The sequence below is a fragment of the Vibrio phycocola genome (assembly GCF_053850235.1).
Window position 1 is genome coordinate 150,604 of the sequence record NZ_JBSQDJ010000011.1, and the last position, 14,874, is coordinate 165,477.

At 39.3% G+C, this 14,874-nt stretch carries 15 protein-coding genes; 10 read left to right on the forward strand and 5 right to left on the reverse strand.

Going from position 1 to position 14,874, the window contains the following annotated elements; genetic code table 11:
• Positions 1 to 38 precede the first annotated feature (38 nt).
• A complete protein-coding gene (locus ACWU4D_RS15295; RefSeq protein ID WP_456052312.1) occupies positions 39 to 1,547 on the forward strand; it encodes a CoA-acylating methylmalonate-semialdehyde dehydrogenase in 1,509 nt (502 codons plus the stop codon).
• A 316-nt stretch (positions 1,548 to 1,863) separates the two neighbouring features.
• Here ACWU4D_RS15295 and ACWU4D_RS15300 read toward each other — a convergent pair whose 3' ends face one another.
• Both ACWU4D_RS15300 and ACWU4D_RS15305 read right to left on the reverse strand, forming a co-directional pair.
• Positions 1,864 to 2,520: a 3-oxoacid CoA-transferase subunit B gene (locus ACWU4D_RS15300; RefSeq protein ID WP_456052313.1), complete on the reverse strand. Its 657-nt coding sequence runs from the start codon at positions 2,518 to 2,520 to the stop codon at positions 1,864 to 1,866.
• Between the two features lie 8 nt (positions 2,521 to 2,528).
• A complete protein-coding gene (locus ACWU4D_RS15305) occupies positions 2,529 to 3,233 on the reverse strand; it encodes a CoA transferase subunit A (protein ID WP_456052314.1) in 705 nt (234 codons plus the stop codon).
• Between the two features lie 950 nt (positions 3,234 to 4,183).
• On the opposite strand from ACWU4D_RS15305, the gene ACWU4D_RS15310 reads away from it, so the two are divergent.
• The 9 genes from ACWU4D_RS15310 to ACWU4D_RS15350 all read left to right on the forward strand — a co-directional run bounded on the left by ACWU4D_RS15310 (position 4,184) and on the right by ACWU4D_RS15350 (position 12,109).
• Entirely contained in the window at positions 4,184 to 5,128 is a 945-nt protein-coding gene (locus tag ACWU4D_RS15310) for a sugar ABC transporter substrate-binding protein (RefSeq protein ID WP_456052315.1), read from the forward strand.
• A 93-nt stretch (positions 5,129 to 5,221) separates the two neighbouring features.
• Positions 5,222 to 6,358, forward strand: coding sequence for an ABC transporter permease (locus tag ACWU4D_RS15315; RefSeq protein ID WP_456052316.1), 1,137 nt, complete (start codon positions 5,222 to 5,224; stop codon positions 6,356 to 6,358).
• A gap of 1 nt (position 6,359) precedes the next feature.
• Positions 6,360 to 7,139 (forward strand): ATP-binding cassette domain-containing protein, encoded by a 780-nt coding sequence (locus ACWU4D_RS15320; RefSeq protein ID WP_456052317.1) that lies wholly within the window; start codon positions 6,360 to 6,362, stop codon positions 7,137 to 7,139.
• A 694-nt stretch (positions 7,140 to 7,833) separates the two neighbouring features.
• Complete coding sequence (locus ACWU4D_RS15325; protein ID WP_456052318.1) at positions 7,834 to 9,036, forward strand: tyrosine-type recombinase/integrase; 1,203 nt, start codon at positions 7,834 to 7,836, stop codon at positions 9,034 to 9,036.
• Positions 9,033 to 9,515, forward strand: coding sequence for a hypothetical protein (locus ACWU4D_RS15330; protein WP_456052319.1), 483 nt, complete (start codon positions 9,033 to 9,035; stop codon positions 9,513 to 9,515). Before ACWU4D_RS15325 ends, ACWU4D_RS15330 begins: the two co-directional genes overlap by 4 nt.
• Before the next feature lie 109 nt (positions 9,516 to 9,624).
• Positions 9,625 to 9,858: a helix-turn-helix transcriptional regulator gene (locus ACWU4D_RS15335; protein WP_456052320.1), complete on the forward strand. Its 234-nt coding sequence runs from the start codon at positions 9,625 to 9,627 to the stop codon at positions 9,856 to 9,858.
• A gap of 95 nt (positions 9,859 to 9,953) precedes the next feature.
• Complete coding sequence (locus ACWU4D_RS15340; RefSeq protein ID WP_456052321.1) at positions 9,954 to 10,235, forward strand: hypothetical protein; 282 nt, start codon at positions 9,954 to 9,956, stop codon at positions 10,233 to 10,235.
• 71 nt (positions 10,236 to 10,306) lie between these two features.
• A complete protein-coding gene (locus ACWU4D_RS15345; protein ID WP_456052322.1) occupies positions 10,307 to 11,740 on the forward strand; it encodes a primase-helicase family protein in 1,434 nt (477 codons plus the stop codon).
• Positions 11,741 to 11,887: 147 nt separating this feature from the next.
• On the forward strand, positions 11,888 to 12,109 hold the full coding sequence (locus ACWU4D_RS15350) for a hypothetical protein (protein WP_456052323.1): 222 nt from the start codon (positions 11,888 to 11,890) through the stop codon (positions 12,107 to 12,109).
• A gap of 428 nt (positions 12,110 to 12,537) precedes the next feature.
• Here ACWU4D_RS15350 and fis read toward each other — a convergent pair whose 3' ends face one another.
• The 3 genes from fis to prmA all read right to left on the reverse strand — a co-directional run bounded on the left by fis (position 12,538) and on the right by prmA (position 14,855).
• On the reverse strand, positions 12,538 to 12,834 hold the full coding sequence (fis, locus tag ACWU4D_RS15355) for a DNA-binding transcriptional regulator Fis (protein WP_456052324.1): 297 nt from the start codon (positions 12,832 to 12,834) through the stop codon (positions 12,538 to 12,540).
• A 19-nt stretch (positions 12,835 to 12,853) separates the two neighbouring features.
• Complete coding sequence (dusB, locus tag ACWU4D_RS15360; protein ID WP_456052325.1) at positions 12,854 to 13,828, reverse strand: tRNA dihydrouridine synthase DusB; 975 nt, start codon at positions 13,826 to 13,828, stop codon at positions 12,854 to 12,856.
• 142 nt (positions 13,829 to 13,970) lie between these two features.
• Entirely contained in the window at positions 13,971 to 14,855 is an 885-nt protein-coding gene (gene prmA, locus ACWU4D_RS15365; RefSeq protein WP_456052326.1) for a 50S ribosomal protein L11 methyltransferase, read from the reverse strand.
• Between the last annotated feature and the right edge of the window lie 19 nt (positions 14,856 to 14,874).

Genomic DNA, 14,874 nt, shown 5'->3' on the forward strand with positions numbered 1-14,874 from the left:
CACTAATTGTATAAAAATGATTTTTAAAGGAATAACACATGGAAACCATCCAAAATTTTATTAACGGTGAAATCACCGCAAGTAATAGTCAACGTTTTTCACCTGTTTTTAACCCTGCCACAGGACAGCAAACGCGCCAAGTAGTATTGAGTGATGAAGCTGAAGCCACTGCCGCTATTTCAGCAGCGCAAGCCGCTTTTCCATCTTGGTCAAAGTCGTCACCATTAAAACGGGCACGTATTATGTTTGCTTTTAAAGCTTTGTTAGAAGCCAATAAAGATGCACTAGCTCGTTTGATTTCTAACGAACATGGTAAAGTTTATTCCGATGCAATAGGTGAAATTACACGTGGATTAGAAGTTGTAGAATACGCTTGTGGCATTCCTCATTTACAAAAAGGTGAGCATTCAGCTAACGTTGGCTCTGGGGTTGATAGCCATTCGTTAATGCAACCTCTGGGCGTGTGTGTTGGAATCACGCCATTTAATTTTCCTGCGATGGTACCAATGTGGATGTTCCCCATTGCACTAGCGACGGGCAATACCTTTGTCTTAAAACCCTCAGAAAAAGATCCTTCTTTAGCGCTACAATTAGCCGATTTACTAAAGCAAGCTGGGTTGCCTGATGGGGTTTTCAACGTTGTAAATGGTGATAAGCAAGCTGTAGATGTGTTACTGACAGACACTCGTGTTCAAGCGGTGAGTTTTGTGGGTTCTACACCTATTGCTGAATATATTTATACGACAGCTTCTGCTCATGGCAAACGTTGCCAAGCATTAGGAGGGGCTAAAAACCATTGTTTATTAATGCCTGATGCTGATATCGAAATGGCTGCAAATGCAATTATAGGTGCCGCATATGGTTCGGCTGGTGAGCGTTGCATGGCTTTATCAGTTGTCGTAGCCGTCGGAGATGAAACGGCCGACAAACTTATCGATAAACTCCAAACTCAAATCAAAACAATGAACATAGGCGCTGGAGTTGTCGATGGTCCTGAAAATGATATGGGCCCAGTCGTAACAGCACAACATAAAGCTAAAATATGTGAGTTTATTGATTCAGGTGTAACACAGGGAGCGACGTTATTAGTTGATGGAAGATCAGTATCGGTTAAAGGTTATGAACAGGGGTATTTTGTAGGGCCAACTCTATTTGACCATGTGTCTCCAGAAATGAATATTTATAAAGAAGAGATATTTGGTCCAGTTTTATCTGTGGTAAGAGTTCCAAATTATGATCAGGGTTTAACATTAATTAACCGCTGTGAATATGGTAATGGTACCGCTATTTTCACTCGCGATGGCGAAACTGCACGTGAATTTAGTGAAAATGTCCTCGCGGGCATGGTTGGGATTAATGTACCGATTCCAGTGCCGATGGCATTTCATAGTTTCGGTGGTTGGAAAAGATCCGTATTTGGCCCACTAAATGTACATGGTAGTGATGGTGTGCGCTTTTATACTCGTATGAAAACCGTAACAAGCCGTTGGCCTACAAGTGTTCGTTTAGAAGATCACGACAGCACATTTATTATGCCGACTATGTAATAACCTTTGATCTTGTTTAAATAAATTAGCTATTTAAACAAATTAGGTTTATGGAAAATATTAAGCAGATTGTAAAAAATCTGCTTTTAACTTTTCGACAGGGAAGTTTAGGATGATAGTGTCTGAGCCTTGATTCTATATAACCGTTATCCCAGTTGTTTTTATTTATGGTATTGGTAAAGGTGGATTAGGTGGCGTGTTATTAGCCGTTATTTCCCAAACGGGTTTTAAGCGAGTGATTGATAGTTTATCGCTATTGTTTTAAAAAGGTATTCAGTTAAACAGTCGCTAACGTGAATACCTTTATTGAATTAGATTAAAAGACCATTTCAGGGACATGAGAAGGTATTACCAAATCCCCTTCGGTTAGCTTTTGAATCTCCTCTACTGACACATCTGGCGCACGTTCAACTAAATGGAATTTTCCATCTCTGATCTCTATAAATGCTAAATCGGTTAACACTTTCTTAATGCAACCTTTACCGGTTAACGGTAAAGAGCAGTTACTTAATAACTTTGATTGCCCATGCTTAGAAGCGTGAGTCATGGTCACAATAATATTTTCTGCGCCAGCAACCAAGTCCATTGCACCACCCATTCCTTTTATTAACTTGCCAGGAATCATATAAGAAGCAATGTTGCCGTTAACATCTACTTCAAAAGCCCCTAAAACAGTCAGGTCAACATGTCCTCCGCGGATCATCGCAAAAGACTCTGCAGAATCAAAGAAAGAAGCACCAGTGGCTGTAGTGACAGTTTGTTTACCCGCATTAATCAAGTCAGCATCAATTTCCTGTTCAGTCGGGAACTGCCCCATACCGAGCAAACCATTTTCTGATTGCAGCATGACTTGAACGTCTGCAGGTAAATAGTTAGCAACTAATGTAGGAATGCCGATGCCAAGATTAACGTAAAAACCATCTTCTATTTCTCGAGCAACACGTTGTGCCATTTGTTCGCGTGATAAAGTCATATTTCCCCCTATGATTTTGTTTGAACGGTACGTTGCTCAATACGTTTTTCAAATGAACCTAAAATTAAACGATTCACATAAATACCCGGAGTATGGATTTGGTCTGGGTCTAACTCACCAGGCTCCACTATTTCCTCTACTTCTACGACGGTAATTTTTCCCGCAGTTGCTGCCATCGGGTTAAAGTTACGTGCTGTTTTTCTAAAAATAAGGTTGCCGTAGCGATCTGCTTTCCATGCTTTGACAATTGCAAAATCACTTTTTATCGCATGCTCTAAAATATAGTTTTTTCCATCTATTTCACGCTCTTCTTTGCCATTGGCGACGAGAGTACCGTAACCTGTGGCAGTGAAAAATGCTGGAATACCCGCTCCGCCAGCACGCATTTTTTCAGCAAGAGTACCTTGAGGTGTTAATTCTACTTCGAGCTCACCTGCCATCATTTGACGTTCAAATTCTGCATTTTCACCAACATAAGAGGCAATGATCTTTTTGATTTGGCGATCAGGTAATAAAATACCTAAACCAAAGTCGTCAACACCACAATTGTTAGAAACAACCGTTAAACCTTTGGTTCCTTTGCGCTTTATCTCTGATATTAAATTTTCAGGAATACCGCATAAGCCAAAACCGCCGGAGATAATTGTCATGTTATCTTCAAGCCCCGACATTGCTTCTTCATAACTTGACACTACTTTGTCAAACCCTGCCATTGTGTGCTCCTATCGTTCATCAAGATTATTTATGTGTTAACTTTTTGTATTTAAAGACTAATTTTTGTTTTTTACTAAGTGCAATAAAAGCTATGTTACGTATTGGCGCTAATGAAAATGTATTACACGGTATTGATTACGATCAAATTAATACAACGTATTACCATATTTATGAAATATATTTTTCATTTTTGTGAGGTAGTTAGTGGGTTTATTTTATTTTTATATATTAAAAATGAAGTGTCTATTGGGGTTTTGAGTTTTATTTTTTATTAATCATGTGGTTATTGTCTTGTTTGTTGTTTTCTGTTTTTGATAAAAATTATCCGATTTTTATAGTGATATAAATTGATGTTGGTTTTTTAAAGTGATGATGGAGGAAAGTAAGAAAGAAAAACTTACATTGAAATGATATTTTGATGCAGTTCCTTCATCACTTGACATAAAAGTCGCTGGGCTGCCGAGTATCTCTCCTTACTGAAGCCTACTTTAACTCTCTTTTTTTAATTAATCATACAATAATGGCATTTTGGTTGTTTTAATGAAAAATATTTTTCTTTTTTGTTAAAGGAAGTTTTAACTTTTTGCTTTGGTGGATATTTATACGATTTACTTTCTGATTAATGGTATTTGGTGATTAATTGTAAGTTTTGTTTCATTTTAGGCGCTATTTATCGTTTTTTGATAAAAAAAGGTGATTAAACTAGACCTGCTTAACATTTATTTAACGAGTGACTTTTAAGCTGTAGCGGAACTTGATTTGAAAGATTAATATACATCCGTTCCTGATTGAAAATAATTTTTCATTTCTTGACCTAGTCATTATTTACAAAAAAAGTAGTTATGTTTGAAAGGAAAATAATCAATTCTAATAGCTAATTATTCAACATTTTCTTCTAACTATTAGAACCGTTGTTTTCAACCCCCCGATACTATTTAGGAGAGTTTTAATGAAAAAGTTTAAATTGTTAACAGCAGCGATATTCTCAGTGGCACTCGCAACGCCATTTGTTTCTATGTCAGCTGCTGCTGAGCGATATGTATTAGTGAGTCATGCTCCCGATTCTGATAGCTGGTGGAACACGGTAAAAAATGGTGTGGCATTAGCGGGTAAACAAATGGATGTGACCGTTGAATATCGTAACCCACCGACGGGTGATTTAGCTGATATGGCTCGAATCATTGAGCAAGCAACAGCTTCTAATCCTGATGGTATTATCACGACATTAGCAGATTACGATGTACTAAGTGGACCAATTCAAAGTGCAGTGGATCAAGGTATCAACGTTATCATCATGAATTCAGGCACACCTGAACAAGCTCGAGACTTGGGTGCTCTTATGTTTGTTGGGCAACCAGAATTTGACGCCGGTTATGCCGCGGGCCAACGAGCGAAGAAAGATGGTGTTAATTCATTTGTTTGCGTAAATCATGCTATTTCAAATGCAGTAGTTGCAGAGCGTTGTCGTGGTTTTGCTGAAGGTTTAGGTGTCGAGCTAGGCAACTCTATGCTTGATAGTGGACAAGATCCTGCGGAAATTAAAAACCGTGTACTTGCTTACTTAAGTGCAAACCCTAAAACAGAAGCAATTTTAACATTAGGTCCTACATCGGCAGATCCTACATTATTGGCTTTGCAAGAAAATGGGCTAGCGGGTGATATTTACTTCGGTACATTTGACCTTGGTGAGAATATCGTTAAAGGCATCAAATCTGGCATTATCCAATGGGGTATCGATCAACAACCCTTCCTACAAGCGTATTTACCGGTAGTCATTCTAACCAACTACGATCGCTTTGGTGTTTTACCAGGAAATAACATTAACTCAGGCCCTGGCTTTGTAACAAAAGATGCACTGACGTTAGTTGAAAAATATGCAGGCGAATACCGTTAAATAGCCATTTATTATGTATATCCAATGGCCGTACTATTTGTGCGGCCTTTAACCTCAAACTGTGTTCCTATTGTTAAGATTTAGAGGTCTAATATGACTGAACCAACATCAGCCCAACCGGCTAACTCCGAGAAACCGGATGAACGAATTAAAACAAGATCGAGTTTTCGACAAGCCTTAATTAGACCTGAATTAGGTGGTATTTGCGGAACAATCTTAGTTTTTACTTTCTTTTTATTAACAGCTCGTGACTCAGGCATGTTTTCAGCCTCTGGTGTTATAAACTGGTCTATCGTATCGTCACAATTTATTATTATCGCTGTGGGTGCTTGCTTATTGATGATAGCCGGTGAGTTTGATTTGTCAGTTGGCTCTATGATTGGGTTTAGTGGTATGTCAATTGCTCTACTTTCGGTGGTATTTGGTCTACCGATGTGGGTGGCTATTATTACTACATTCATTTTATGTATGGCAATCGGAGCATTAAGTGGTTGGTTGGTTATAAAAACGGGTCTACCAAGTTTTATCGTAACCTTAGCGTTCTTATTTATTCTTCGCGGCTTAACCATTTTTGCTGCGATATCAACGACAAACAAAACAATTGTTGGTGGTATTAAAGATGCTGCAGAAGGCGATTGGCTTGCCCCTCTCTTTGGTGGAAAAATTTTTACGGGTTTATTTCAGTGGCTAGGTGATAACGGCTGGATTGAAACTTTTGAACGTGGTTTGAAAAAAGGTCAACCGGTTGTTGAAGGTATCCCAATGCTGATGGTTTGGGCTGTTGTCCTGCTTGTTTTCTCTCATTGGTTATTAACTAAAACAAAATTTGGTAACTGGATTTTTGCTTCTGGTGGTAATTCTCTAGCTGCTACTTATGTAGGTGTTCCGGTTAACCGCGTTAAGATTCTAATGTTCATGTTCACGGCTTTCTGTGCTTGTGTCTTTGCAACATCACAGGTCATTGAGTTTGGCTCTGCCGGCGCTGATCGTGGTTTATTAAAAGAGTTTGAAGCGATTATCTCAGTGGTTATTGGAGGCGCACTACTCACTGGTGGCTATGGTTCAGTTATTGGTGCAGCATTAGGTGCAGTTATCTTTGGTGTTGTACAGCAAGGTCTATTCTTTGCTGGTGTTGAGAGCTCACTCTTTAGGGTATTCCTCGGTGCAATTCTATTATTTGCTGTAATTTTAAATACCTATATACGTCGCATGATCACAGGGGAGAAATAACATGAGCGAACCTATTATCGAAATGAAGAAGATACAGAAGCATTTTGGTTCTGTTATCGCTCTCTCTGGTGTGTCTTTAAAGGTAATGCCGGGTAAATGTTTATGCTTATTAGGTGATAATGGTGCTGGTAAATCAACATTTATCAAAACCATGGCAGGTGTACATAAACCGTCAGATGGTCAAATTTTCTTTGAAGGTCAGCCGATGAATTTTGAGAGTCCTCGTGATGCAATTACGGCAGGTATCGCAACGGTTTATCAAGACTTAGCGATGATTCCACTGATGTCAGTTGCACGTAACTTTTTTATGGGTAATGAACCAACTAAGAAAATTGCAGGTATTAGTTTTTTTGATCATAAGCTAGCAAACGAAGTTACCATGAAGGAGATGGAAAAGATGGGAATTCATCTCCGTTCAGCTGATCAAGCAATTGGTACTTTATCGGGTGGTGAGCGTCAAACAGTTGCGATTGCAAGAGCAGTATATTTTGGTGCGAAGGTGTTAATCCTTGATGAGCCAACTTCTGCACTGGGGGTTCGCCAAACCGCTAATGTATTAGCCACAATCGATAAAGTACGTAAGCGCGGTATTGCTGTGGTATTTATTACGCATAACGTGCGACACGCGATGGCGGTGGGTGATAGCTTCACGGTGTTAAACCGCGGTAAAACATTAGGCACTGCTGAAAGAGGTGATATCACATCTGAAGAGCTACAAGATCTAATGGCGGGTGGCGCAACATTAGCCACTATCGAAGGTTCTCTTTCCGGAACAATTTAGTAGGTAACACTCATTAAACAATAATGATATCAATTGAACGGTAATCTGCAGACGAGAAGTTTAAATTTAATTGTAGGTTATCGTTATCCTGTCCAATTTTTCAGACACGTAGTTTTACTCTCTTATCGTTTTATATCATGTTTTAATGGTATAGAAGAGTTGCTGGTAACTAGATATATCATTGCAAGTTATGAAGTGCATCATTAGCAGTATAAAAATATGGTTAGATTGGTTTCTCTATCCCTATAATTTATCGACAGATTCTGAAGTCAGGTGGTAATTAGTACTCCATTACTATTAATTTAATACGAACGTATATATGGAAAATAATGAAAAGCCAAGTAATTGTTTACTTGGCTTTTTTAATTCAATAGTTAAAAAACGGCTTTCTAGTTCATGCCGTATTATCAAATTACCCATTTAATGTGGTCTAGTCTCGTCTTGTTATCTTTCCTTAATTTATTTATTAACAATGATTTACATCTAAATTTGTCTCATCTTGTCTTGAGGTGACTTACTAGGTATATTGTACTTTGTGGGGGTTGTTGTGGGGGTTGTTTTTCTTGGGTTATGAAAAATTAATCTAGGTAATTACTCAGGACACTTAGCCACTTAGGGTAAATCTATATGTATCAATGATTGTGACAGTCCTAAGTATAAAAATACTTCGGACAAAACTTCGGACAGAGTAACAATGGCTATCACAGACTCAAGACTCAAATCCTTGTTAGGAAAAAAGCACGATAACAGACCAATAAAACTAGCTGATAGAGATGGGCTGAACGTCTATCACTACAAAAGTGGAAAGTTGTCTTTTTTGTTTCGTTATCGTTATTCCAGTAAAGCTCAAGAAATTACCTTGGGGAATTATCCTGAAACCACTTTACTTGAAGCGAGGCGACAGGCGGCAGAATGTAAGAAATATCTTGCTAATGGTTATGATCCGAAACTTGAACGCCAGTTGCAGCGAGAACAGATTTTAAAGGCGGTCACGGTTAAAGATGCCCTAGAATACTGGCTTGATAATTACGCAGCGAAAAACCGAGCCAATCACGAGAAACACCGTTCTCAATTTAAAAAGCATGTATATCCGTTTATTGGTCATTTACCGTTAGAAGATTGTGAGACGCGGCACTGGGTGCAGGTTTTTGATGATGTTACCAACGGGACTCACTACCGAGCAGCACCTAAAGCAAGTGGCTATATTTTACAGAATGCCAAGCAAGCATTGAAGTTTTGCCGTAATCGCCAGTATGCGCATTCAATAGCACTGGAAAGTTTAGACATTGTCGATATAGGCGAACGTCAAAACGAGAAAGACCGCGTTTTATCGTGGGCAGAATTAATAAGTGTTTGGCAATGGTCGCATGATATTAAAAGTAACCGGTATTACAGAAATCTTACGTTGCTGCTGGTGGTGTTTGGTTGTCGTACTCAGGAATTGAGGCTATCAAAGCTTAATGAGTGGGATCTTGATGAAATGGTGTGGACTGTTCCTAAATCAAATAGCAAAACCGGATCTGAAATTAAGCGACCAATCCCCGAGCAGATGAAAACCTATATTCAATCGGTGGTTGCTCAAGCTAATTCAGAATACCTATTAGGATCTTTCAAAAGACCAGAAACGGTGTCGAGTTTTGGTGGATCACTATGGAAAAAACTTGGACATAAAGAAGCATGGACGTTTCATGATCTGAGGCGCACGTTTGCCACTATTTTAAATGATATCCAAGTGGAACCTTATGTCGTCGAACAACTACTAGGCCATTCTCTAGGCGGCGTTATGAAAATCTATAACCGTTCACAACATATAGAAAAGAAAAAGGCAGCTCTTGATTTATGGGTTGCAAAACTAAACGACACGGTAGCAGGTTCTAACGTGAGGGCGATCAAGTGAGTGATGAACTATTCGAGATAGGTGATACTGTCCGATTGATTGAATTTATGGATGATAATTGGCATAAGCCAGAGGTTTATCTCAGTAGCAAATATCTGGTTATGAGAGCTGAGCTACTTGGATCATGGCGGGCGTTCAATAATGGTGACGCCGACCGACGACAACAATTACTTGTAAAAGAGATATATCGTTATTTATTAAAAGCAGTGATTAATGGGGATATGGGGAAAAAGGGTATGGATGCTGACGTTCGAAATATACGTATAGAAACCATGATTAAAGATCGAGATATGAGTATTAATGCTGCGACTAAGTATATTGCAGAGATGGACGGACTGCGATTTGATTCTGTAAGTAGAGTATATAAGTCATGGAATGCGAAGAGCGAAGCCAGTAAAGAAAAAGATCGAAAACGGTTCATGGAAAACTATAAGAATACATTCTTTAAAGAGTTAAGGGCTGAAAACCTTGAATTGTGAATAGCCCAAAACGAAGAGGGGGGTGATAAAAAGAAGAAATATCATTCTGCACAGCGATAACTATAAGGAATATATTATTCACACTGAAACAATATAAGGAGTATTCAGTATGAATGAAACGTTAAGTAATCAATCAAACTACCTGCAACAAACTATCACTCGCTTGCTTACTTATAGTGATGTGTGTGAGATAACCAATCGATCTCGAAAGACGTTATGGGCGAAAGTAAAAGCTGGGACATTTCCACAACCTGTTAAACAAGGTAATCGTACCGTTGGATGGAAACCTTGCGATATTCAATCTTGGATTGATAACAATATTGGAGGTTCTGCTAATGCCTAAAGCTCTACCACCTAAGTTAGAAGTCTTATTGAAACGTATTCAAGCACAGGTACGCTTTTTAGAATCATCAAACAGGATTTTAAAGGGGGATATCTATGTTTGAGTGCAGTCGGAATAATCGACCAATACCTAGTCAAGATAACCTTCAAAAGGTGATCGATATGTACGGATATACCTTTGATTTTCCGCAAGACAGTAATTTGCCAGTCATGTTCGTAAACGAAAAAATTATAGATAATCGTGAGAAACAGTTTCTGATTATTTGGGAGCGATGTTTAGCATTGGACTTCGTTTTTCTTGGATTAGAAAGAGCTGTGAAATTTGCAGTATGGGAAAGGTTAAACCAGTGCTGGGAAGAAAGAGGGCGCTCTAAGTAAGAGCGCATTAATTCATGCTGGTGGATCTAGTTTGGCGACCTGACACCACCAGCTAATCAAGAGTTTAAACTATGAACAATAAATTATCACCCAATATGAATAACTTTTTAATCGAAATATCGAAAGGTTTAACGCCTTATGAGCAGCTAAAAACATTTTGTGAAACGGTAGAACCCAGACTTTTAAATGATAGCAAGCATCAAATCATACAGACATTTAATCAGACGCATTCAATTGTCCAGCATGGCGCGAAAACGTGGGTATGTGAACGGGAAACTGATCATAAGGGAAACACGGGTTACACGTTTTCCGCTGTACCACAAAAGCGGCAGTTATACGCAAACCTTAACTTCGTATACATGAACGAACAGAACCAAACAAAAACCGCAAATTGTTTCGATTTGTGGATGAAAGACCTAGGGCGGAATTCTTATCATGGTGTTGTGTTCGATCCGTCTGATAAGGCCGATACACGGTTTCTAAATATGTGGTCAGGCTTTGAAGTTGAGCCTATATCGGGAAGTGATAAGTTAGACCGTATTATGTGGCATTTGCTGCATGTGGTATGCAATGGCAATAATGAACATTTTTATTACTTGCTCGCATGGATGGCTCACATTATCCAGAAGCCAGAAAAAAAGAGTGGTATTTGTGTCGTACTTAAATCGGAAGCGAGAGGCACCGGAAAAAGCACTGTGTCAGTTCTAATGGAAAAACTACTAGGGCAGTATGCTATGAGAATACAGGATAGTAAGCACCTGCTAGGTTCATTTAATAGCCATTTAGCCAACAAACTATTTGTGAATATTGAAGAGGCGTTTTGGAGTGGTTCAAATAAAGATGCTGGAAAGTTTCGCACTTTGATTACCGACAGCACCATAACTATTGAGGCCAAAGGTAAGGATGCAATAGAGGTGGACAGCTATCATCGATTTTTGATGTGCACCAACAATGATTGGGCAGTACCAGCTCATCAGCAAGAAAGACGCTTTTTTGTATTGGAAGTGTCGGAATGTAAAAAACAGGATAGAGACTACTTTCAAGCTCTCCATCGGGACATCAATGCACCAGAAATAATTGGCCAGTTATTCAACTTTCTAAAGCAATACGATACTAGCCCATTTAATTTAAACAAGGCACCGATGACAGAAGCATTACAAGCGCAGATAATGGAATCTTTACCAAGTGAAGCGGAATGGCTGCAAAAGGTGTTGGATGATGGTTGTATACTCGACGGCAATCTAAATTACGATCTAGAAAGCAGTGTTACGACACCAAAACAGAGCTTTTTCAATAGTTATATATCTTATTGTGATGATATGAAAGTTCATGGCTATGAACGGAAAACTCCTAAAGCACTAGGTAAGTATCTCAAGCAGACATTGGGTATTGTAAGTGAGGGCGGTAAAGTCAAGAGTTCAGGACAACGCGTAAATTGCTACAGGACTAGACCGCTCAATGAAATGCAGCAATGCTTTGAACATTATTACCAGTACCAGCAATGAGAAAGAGTCCGCCAAAGTGCGGACTTTTTTATAACGCAAATAAATGAATATTGTATAAATATCGCCAAATTGAGAAACGTACTGCGTTTGAGTTGGGGAAATTTGTTTACACTGATCTCGTAATCTCGAACCAATTAATGCAAATCGATGGGCAACCCACTGGCATTAGTTATTTTAGATAAATTCATTTTTATATCTGGAGTTTGTGCAATGAAAACAGGGAAATTAGTTTTAGCGATTATGATTGGGTTTTTAGTCGGTGCTTTTGTTTCAAACGCTATAGCTTCATCGCCTACACTATGGTCTTTACTAATCGGTACTCTATCTGGGTATGTTACGTTTTTTGCGGTAAAAAAAATTACACAGTAAATCGAATTAGAGATTTGATATTACTCGTATAAAAATATAGCTGTATAAAATGAATTAAGCATATCAACAAAAACTAATAGCAGCCTTTATGGACTATAAGAATGAGCCTTAATAGGACATTATTAATAATACTTCGACATCACATCTGTGAAATGTTTTGAATCATATGGAGTGTGCTTGTCCACTTTAAAAATCAAAATGTCCTAAGCAAACTATTAGCTTAGGGCAGGCGTAGTCCTTATCCTAAAAGGCTTTGTCCTAAGTTCCCTATTGTCCTGACTGTTTTTTTGTTTGCAGAAGTAAAAACTTGGACATCACTTTTAGGTGGTTAGCTTTCTTAATGTGGGGGTTTTTGTGGGGGTTAAACAAAAAAGGACTTGCCATAAAATGGTAAGTCCCTTTTAAATCAGTATCTTATAGATTTCTTATTAGTTCATGCCGTATTTTTTTAATTTCTTACGTAGCGTACCACGGTTAATACCCATCATGTTTGCCGCTTTGGTTTGGTTACCACGAGTGTACTGCATGATCATATCGAGTAATGGTTGTTCTACTTCTGCGAGAACTAATTCGTATAGCTCAGTTACTTCTTGGCCATTTAATTGCGCAAGGTAGTTTTTAAGAGATGCTTTAACGGAGTCACGCAATGGTTTTTGAGTGACTTGGTCTTGTGAAGTTACGGTAGTTACGGTTAAAGCTTCTGAAGTCAGATTTTGTTCGAACATATTCGGGCTAGCTCTTCTCTTAATTGTATGATGCAATGTTATCAAAATACCCATTCAAGGCGTCAAGTTGCAGCGGGGCTGCTTCTATAGCATTGAAGGTTCTGCGAAATTCACTTGCTTCTTCATGTTCTTTTAGATACCACCCAACGTGCTTACGCGCTATACGGGGGCCTAGGTACTCGCCATAGAAATGGTGGAGTGCCTGAACATGACCAAGTAGTATATCTTTTACTTTTTCATTTGGAAGTTGCGGCATTTTTGTACCGTTTTCCAAATAGTATTGGATTTCCTGAAAAATCCACGGTCGTCCTTGAGCAGGGCGGCCAATCATCAATGCGTCTGCACCAGTGTATTCCAGTACATATTTTGCCTTCTCGGGACTATCAATATCACCATTGGCGATAATCGGTATCGAGACGGCTTGTTTAACCGCTTTAATGTAGTCGTATTCTGCTTTACCTTTGTACATGCATGCTTTTGTTCTTCCATGAAGAGCAAGAGCTTGTATGCCACAATCTTCGGCGATATGAGCAATATGAACACAGTTCTTATTGTTAGTATCCCAGCCGGTACGAGTCTTTAATGTTACTGGAACATCAACCGCATTTACTACCGACGTTAGAATTGACCGAATCAATTCTGGATGCTGGAGTAAGGCGGAGCCCGCAAGCTTCTTATTCACTTTCTTAGCAGGACAACCCATATTGATGTCGATGATTTGCGCACCGTTCTCAACACTGAATTGTGCCGCTTCAGCCATTAATTGTGGGTCAGAACCTGCGATTTGCACCGAACGAATACCGGATTCGCCTTGATGCACCATTCGCTGTTTTGATTTCGAGGTTTTCCACGTTGCAGGGTTGGAAGACATCATTTCACTGACGGCCATCCCTGCACCATATTGAAGACATAACTCGCGAAATGGTCTATCTGTTACGCCCGCCATTGGGGCAACGATAAGATTATTCTTAAGTTGGTAGTTTCCTATCTTCAAAATACCTACACAGATCATTAATGGTAAGGGCGCGCATTTTACGCATTTTTTTAGGAGCTGAAAAGCCTAATATTTAACCATTTAACAATTGTTTTAGTAAATTGTCTATATTTCAATCAATTAAGTTAAAAATAGTCTTTTCCTATTGTTTCTGACCTGAAATTCGACACCATTCTTGCTTCTCGATGATCGGATCCAATTTCAATTGGTCTTGATAGTAGGTCGCAACGTCATTCGCTTGGGTATCGAGAACACCAGACATCGCAAGATAACCCTGTGGTTTCATTAACCCTTTAATAACACCAGAAAGTTCACGTAGAGGGCCTGCAAGGATATTTGCCACTACAACATCGGCAAGTAAGCCTTCTGGCTGATCTTGTGGAAGATAAAGCTCAAGTTGGTCTTCGACACCGTTTCGCTGAGCATTATCTCGTGATGCTGTTAGTGCTTGAGGATCGATGTCGATGCCAATGACTTTCGCTGCACCAAGTTTGATTGCCGCAATTGCGAGAATACCGGAGCCACAACCGAAATCGATGACGGTTTTTCCATTTAGATCTAAGCCATCGAGCCACTCAAGACAGAGTGCTGTTGTTGGGTGTGTTCCTGTTCCGAATGCTAAGCCGGGATCAAGCATAACATTCACTGCTTCAGGGTGAGGGATTTCACGCCAGCTTGGGCACACCCAGAGGCGTTCACCAAATTGCATCGGATGGAAGTTATCCATCCACTCACGTTCCCAATCCTTATCTTCTATTTGCTCTACTTTATAAGCAAAGTCTGCCGTAAGCATCTTACTGGCTTTTATCTGGTTGATAATCGAATTGGTATCGCTATCTGCATCGTAAAGTGCAAGTATGTCCGTGTCGCCCCATAAGCGAGTTTCACCGGGAAGTGGCTCAAAGACAGGGGTATCCTTGGCATCTAGAAAGGTAATGGACAATGCTCCAGTCTCTTCCATTAGCATGTCGCCTATTTGTTCGGAGTTGTCATTTGTGGCGTTGAGTTTGATTTGAATCCAAGGCATAGCGGTTAATCTTGTTCTG

Coding starts and splice junctions, on each gene's coding strand:
- ACWU4D_RS15305 (WP_456052314.1), bottom strand. CDS start 3,233: ATGGCAGGGTTTGACAAAGTAGTGTCAAGTTATGAAGAAGCAATGTCG.
- ACWU4D_RS15345 (WP_456052322.1), top strand. CDS start 10,307: ATGAACAATAAATTATCACCCAATATGAATAACTTTTTAATCGAAATA.
- ACWU4D_RS15325 (WP_456052318.1), top strand. CDS start 7,834: ATGGCTATCACAGACTCAAGACTCAAATCCTTGTTAGGAAAAAAGCAC.
- ACWU4D_RS15315 (WP_456052316.1), top strand. CDS start 5,222: ATGACTGAACCAACATCAGCCCAACCGGCTAACTCCGAGAAACCGGAT.
- prmA (WP_456052326.1), bottom strand. CDS start 14,855: ATGCCTTGGATTCAAATCAAACTCAACGCCACAAATGACAACTCCGAA.
- ACWU4D_RS15335 (WP_456052320.1), top strand. CDS start 9,625: ATGAATGAAACGTTAAGTAATCAATCAAACTACCTGCAACAAACTATC.
- ACWU4D_RS15340 (WP_456052321.1), top strand. CDS start 9,954: ATGTTTGAGTGCAGTCGGAATAATCGACCAATACCTAGTCAAGATAAC.
- ACWU4D_RS15300 (WP_456052313.1), bottom strand. CDS start 2,520: ATGACTTTATCACGCGAACAAATGGCACAACGTGTTGCTCGAGAAATA.
- ACWU4D_RS15350 (WP_456052323.1), top strand. CDS start 11,888: ATGGGCAACCCACTGGCATTAGTTATTTTAGATAAATTCATTTTTATA.
- ACWU4D_RS15310 (WP_456052315.1), top strand. CDS start 4,184: ATGAAAAAGTTTAAATTGTTAACAGCAGCGATATTCTCAGTGGCACTC.
- ACWU4D_RS15295 (WP_456052312.1), top strand. CDS start 39: ATGGAAACCATCCAAAATTTTATTAACGGTGAAATCACCGCAAGTAAT.
- fis (WP_456052324.1), bottom strand. CDS start 12,834: ATGTTCGAACAAAATCTGACTTCAGAAGCTTTAACCGTAACTACCGTA.
- ACWU4D_RS15320 (WP_456052317.1), top strand. CDS start 6,360: ATGAGCGAACCTATTATCGAAATGAAGAAGATACAGAAGCATTTTGGT.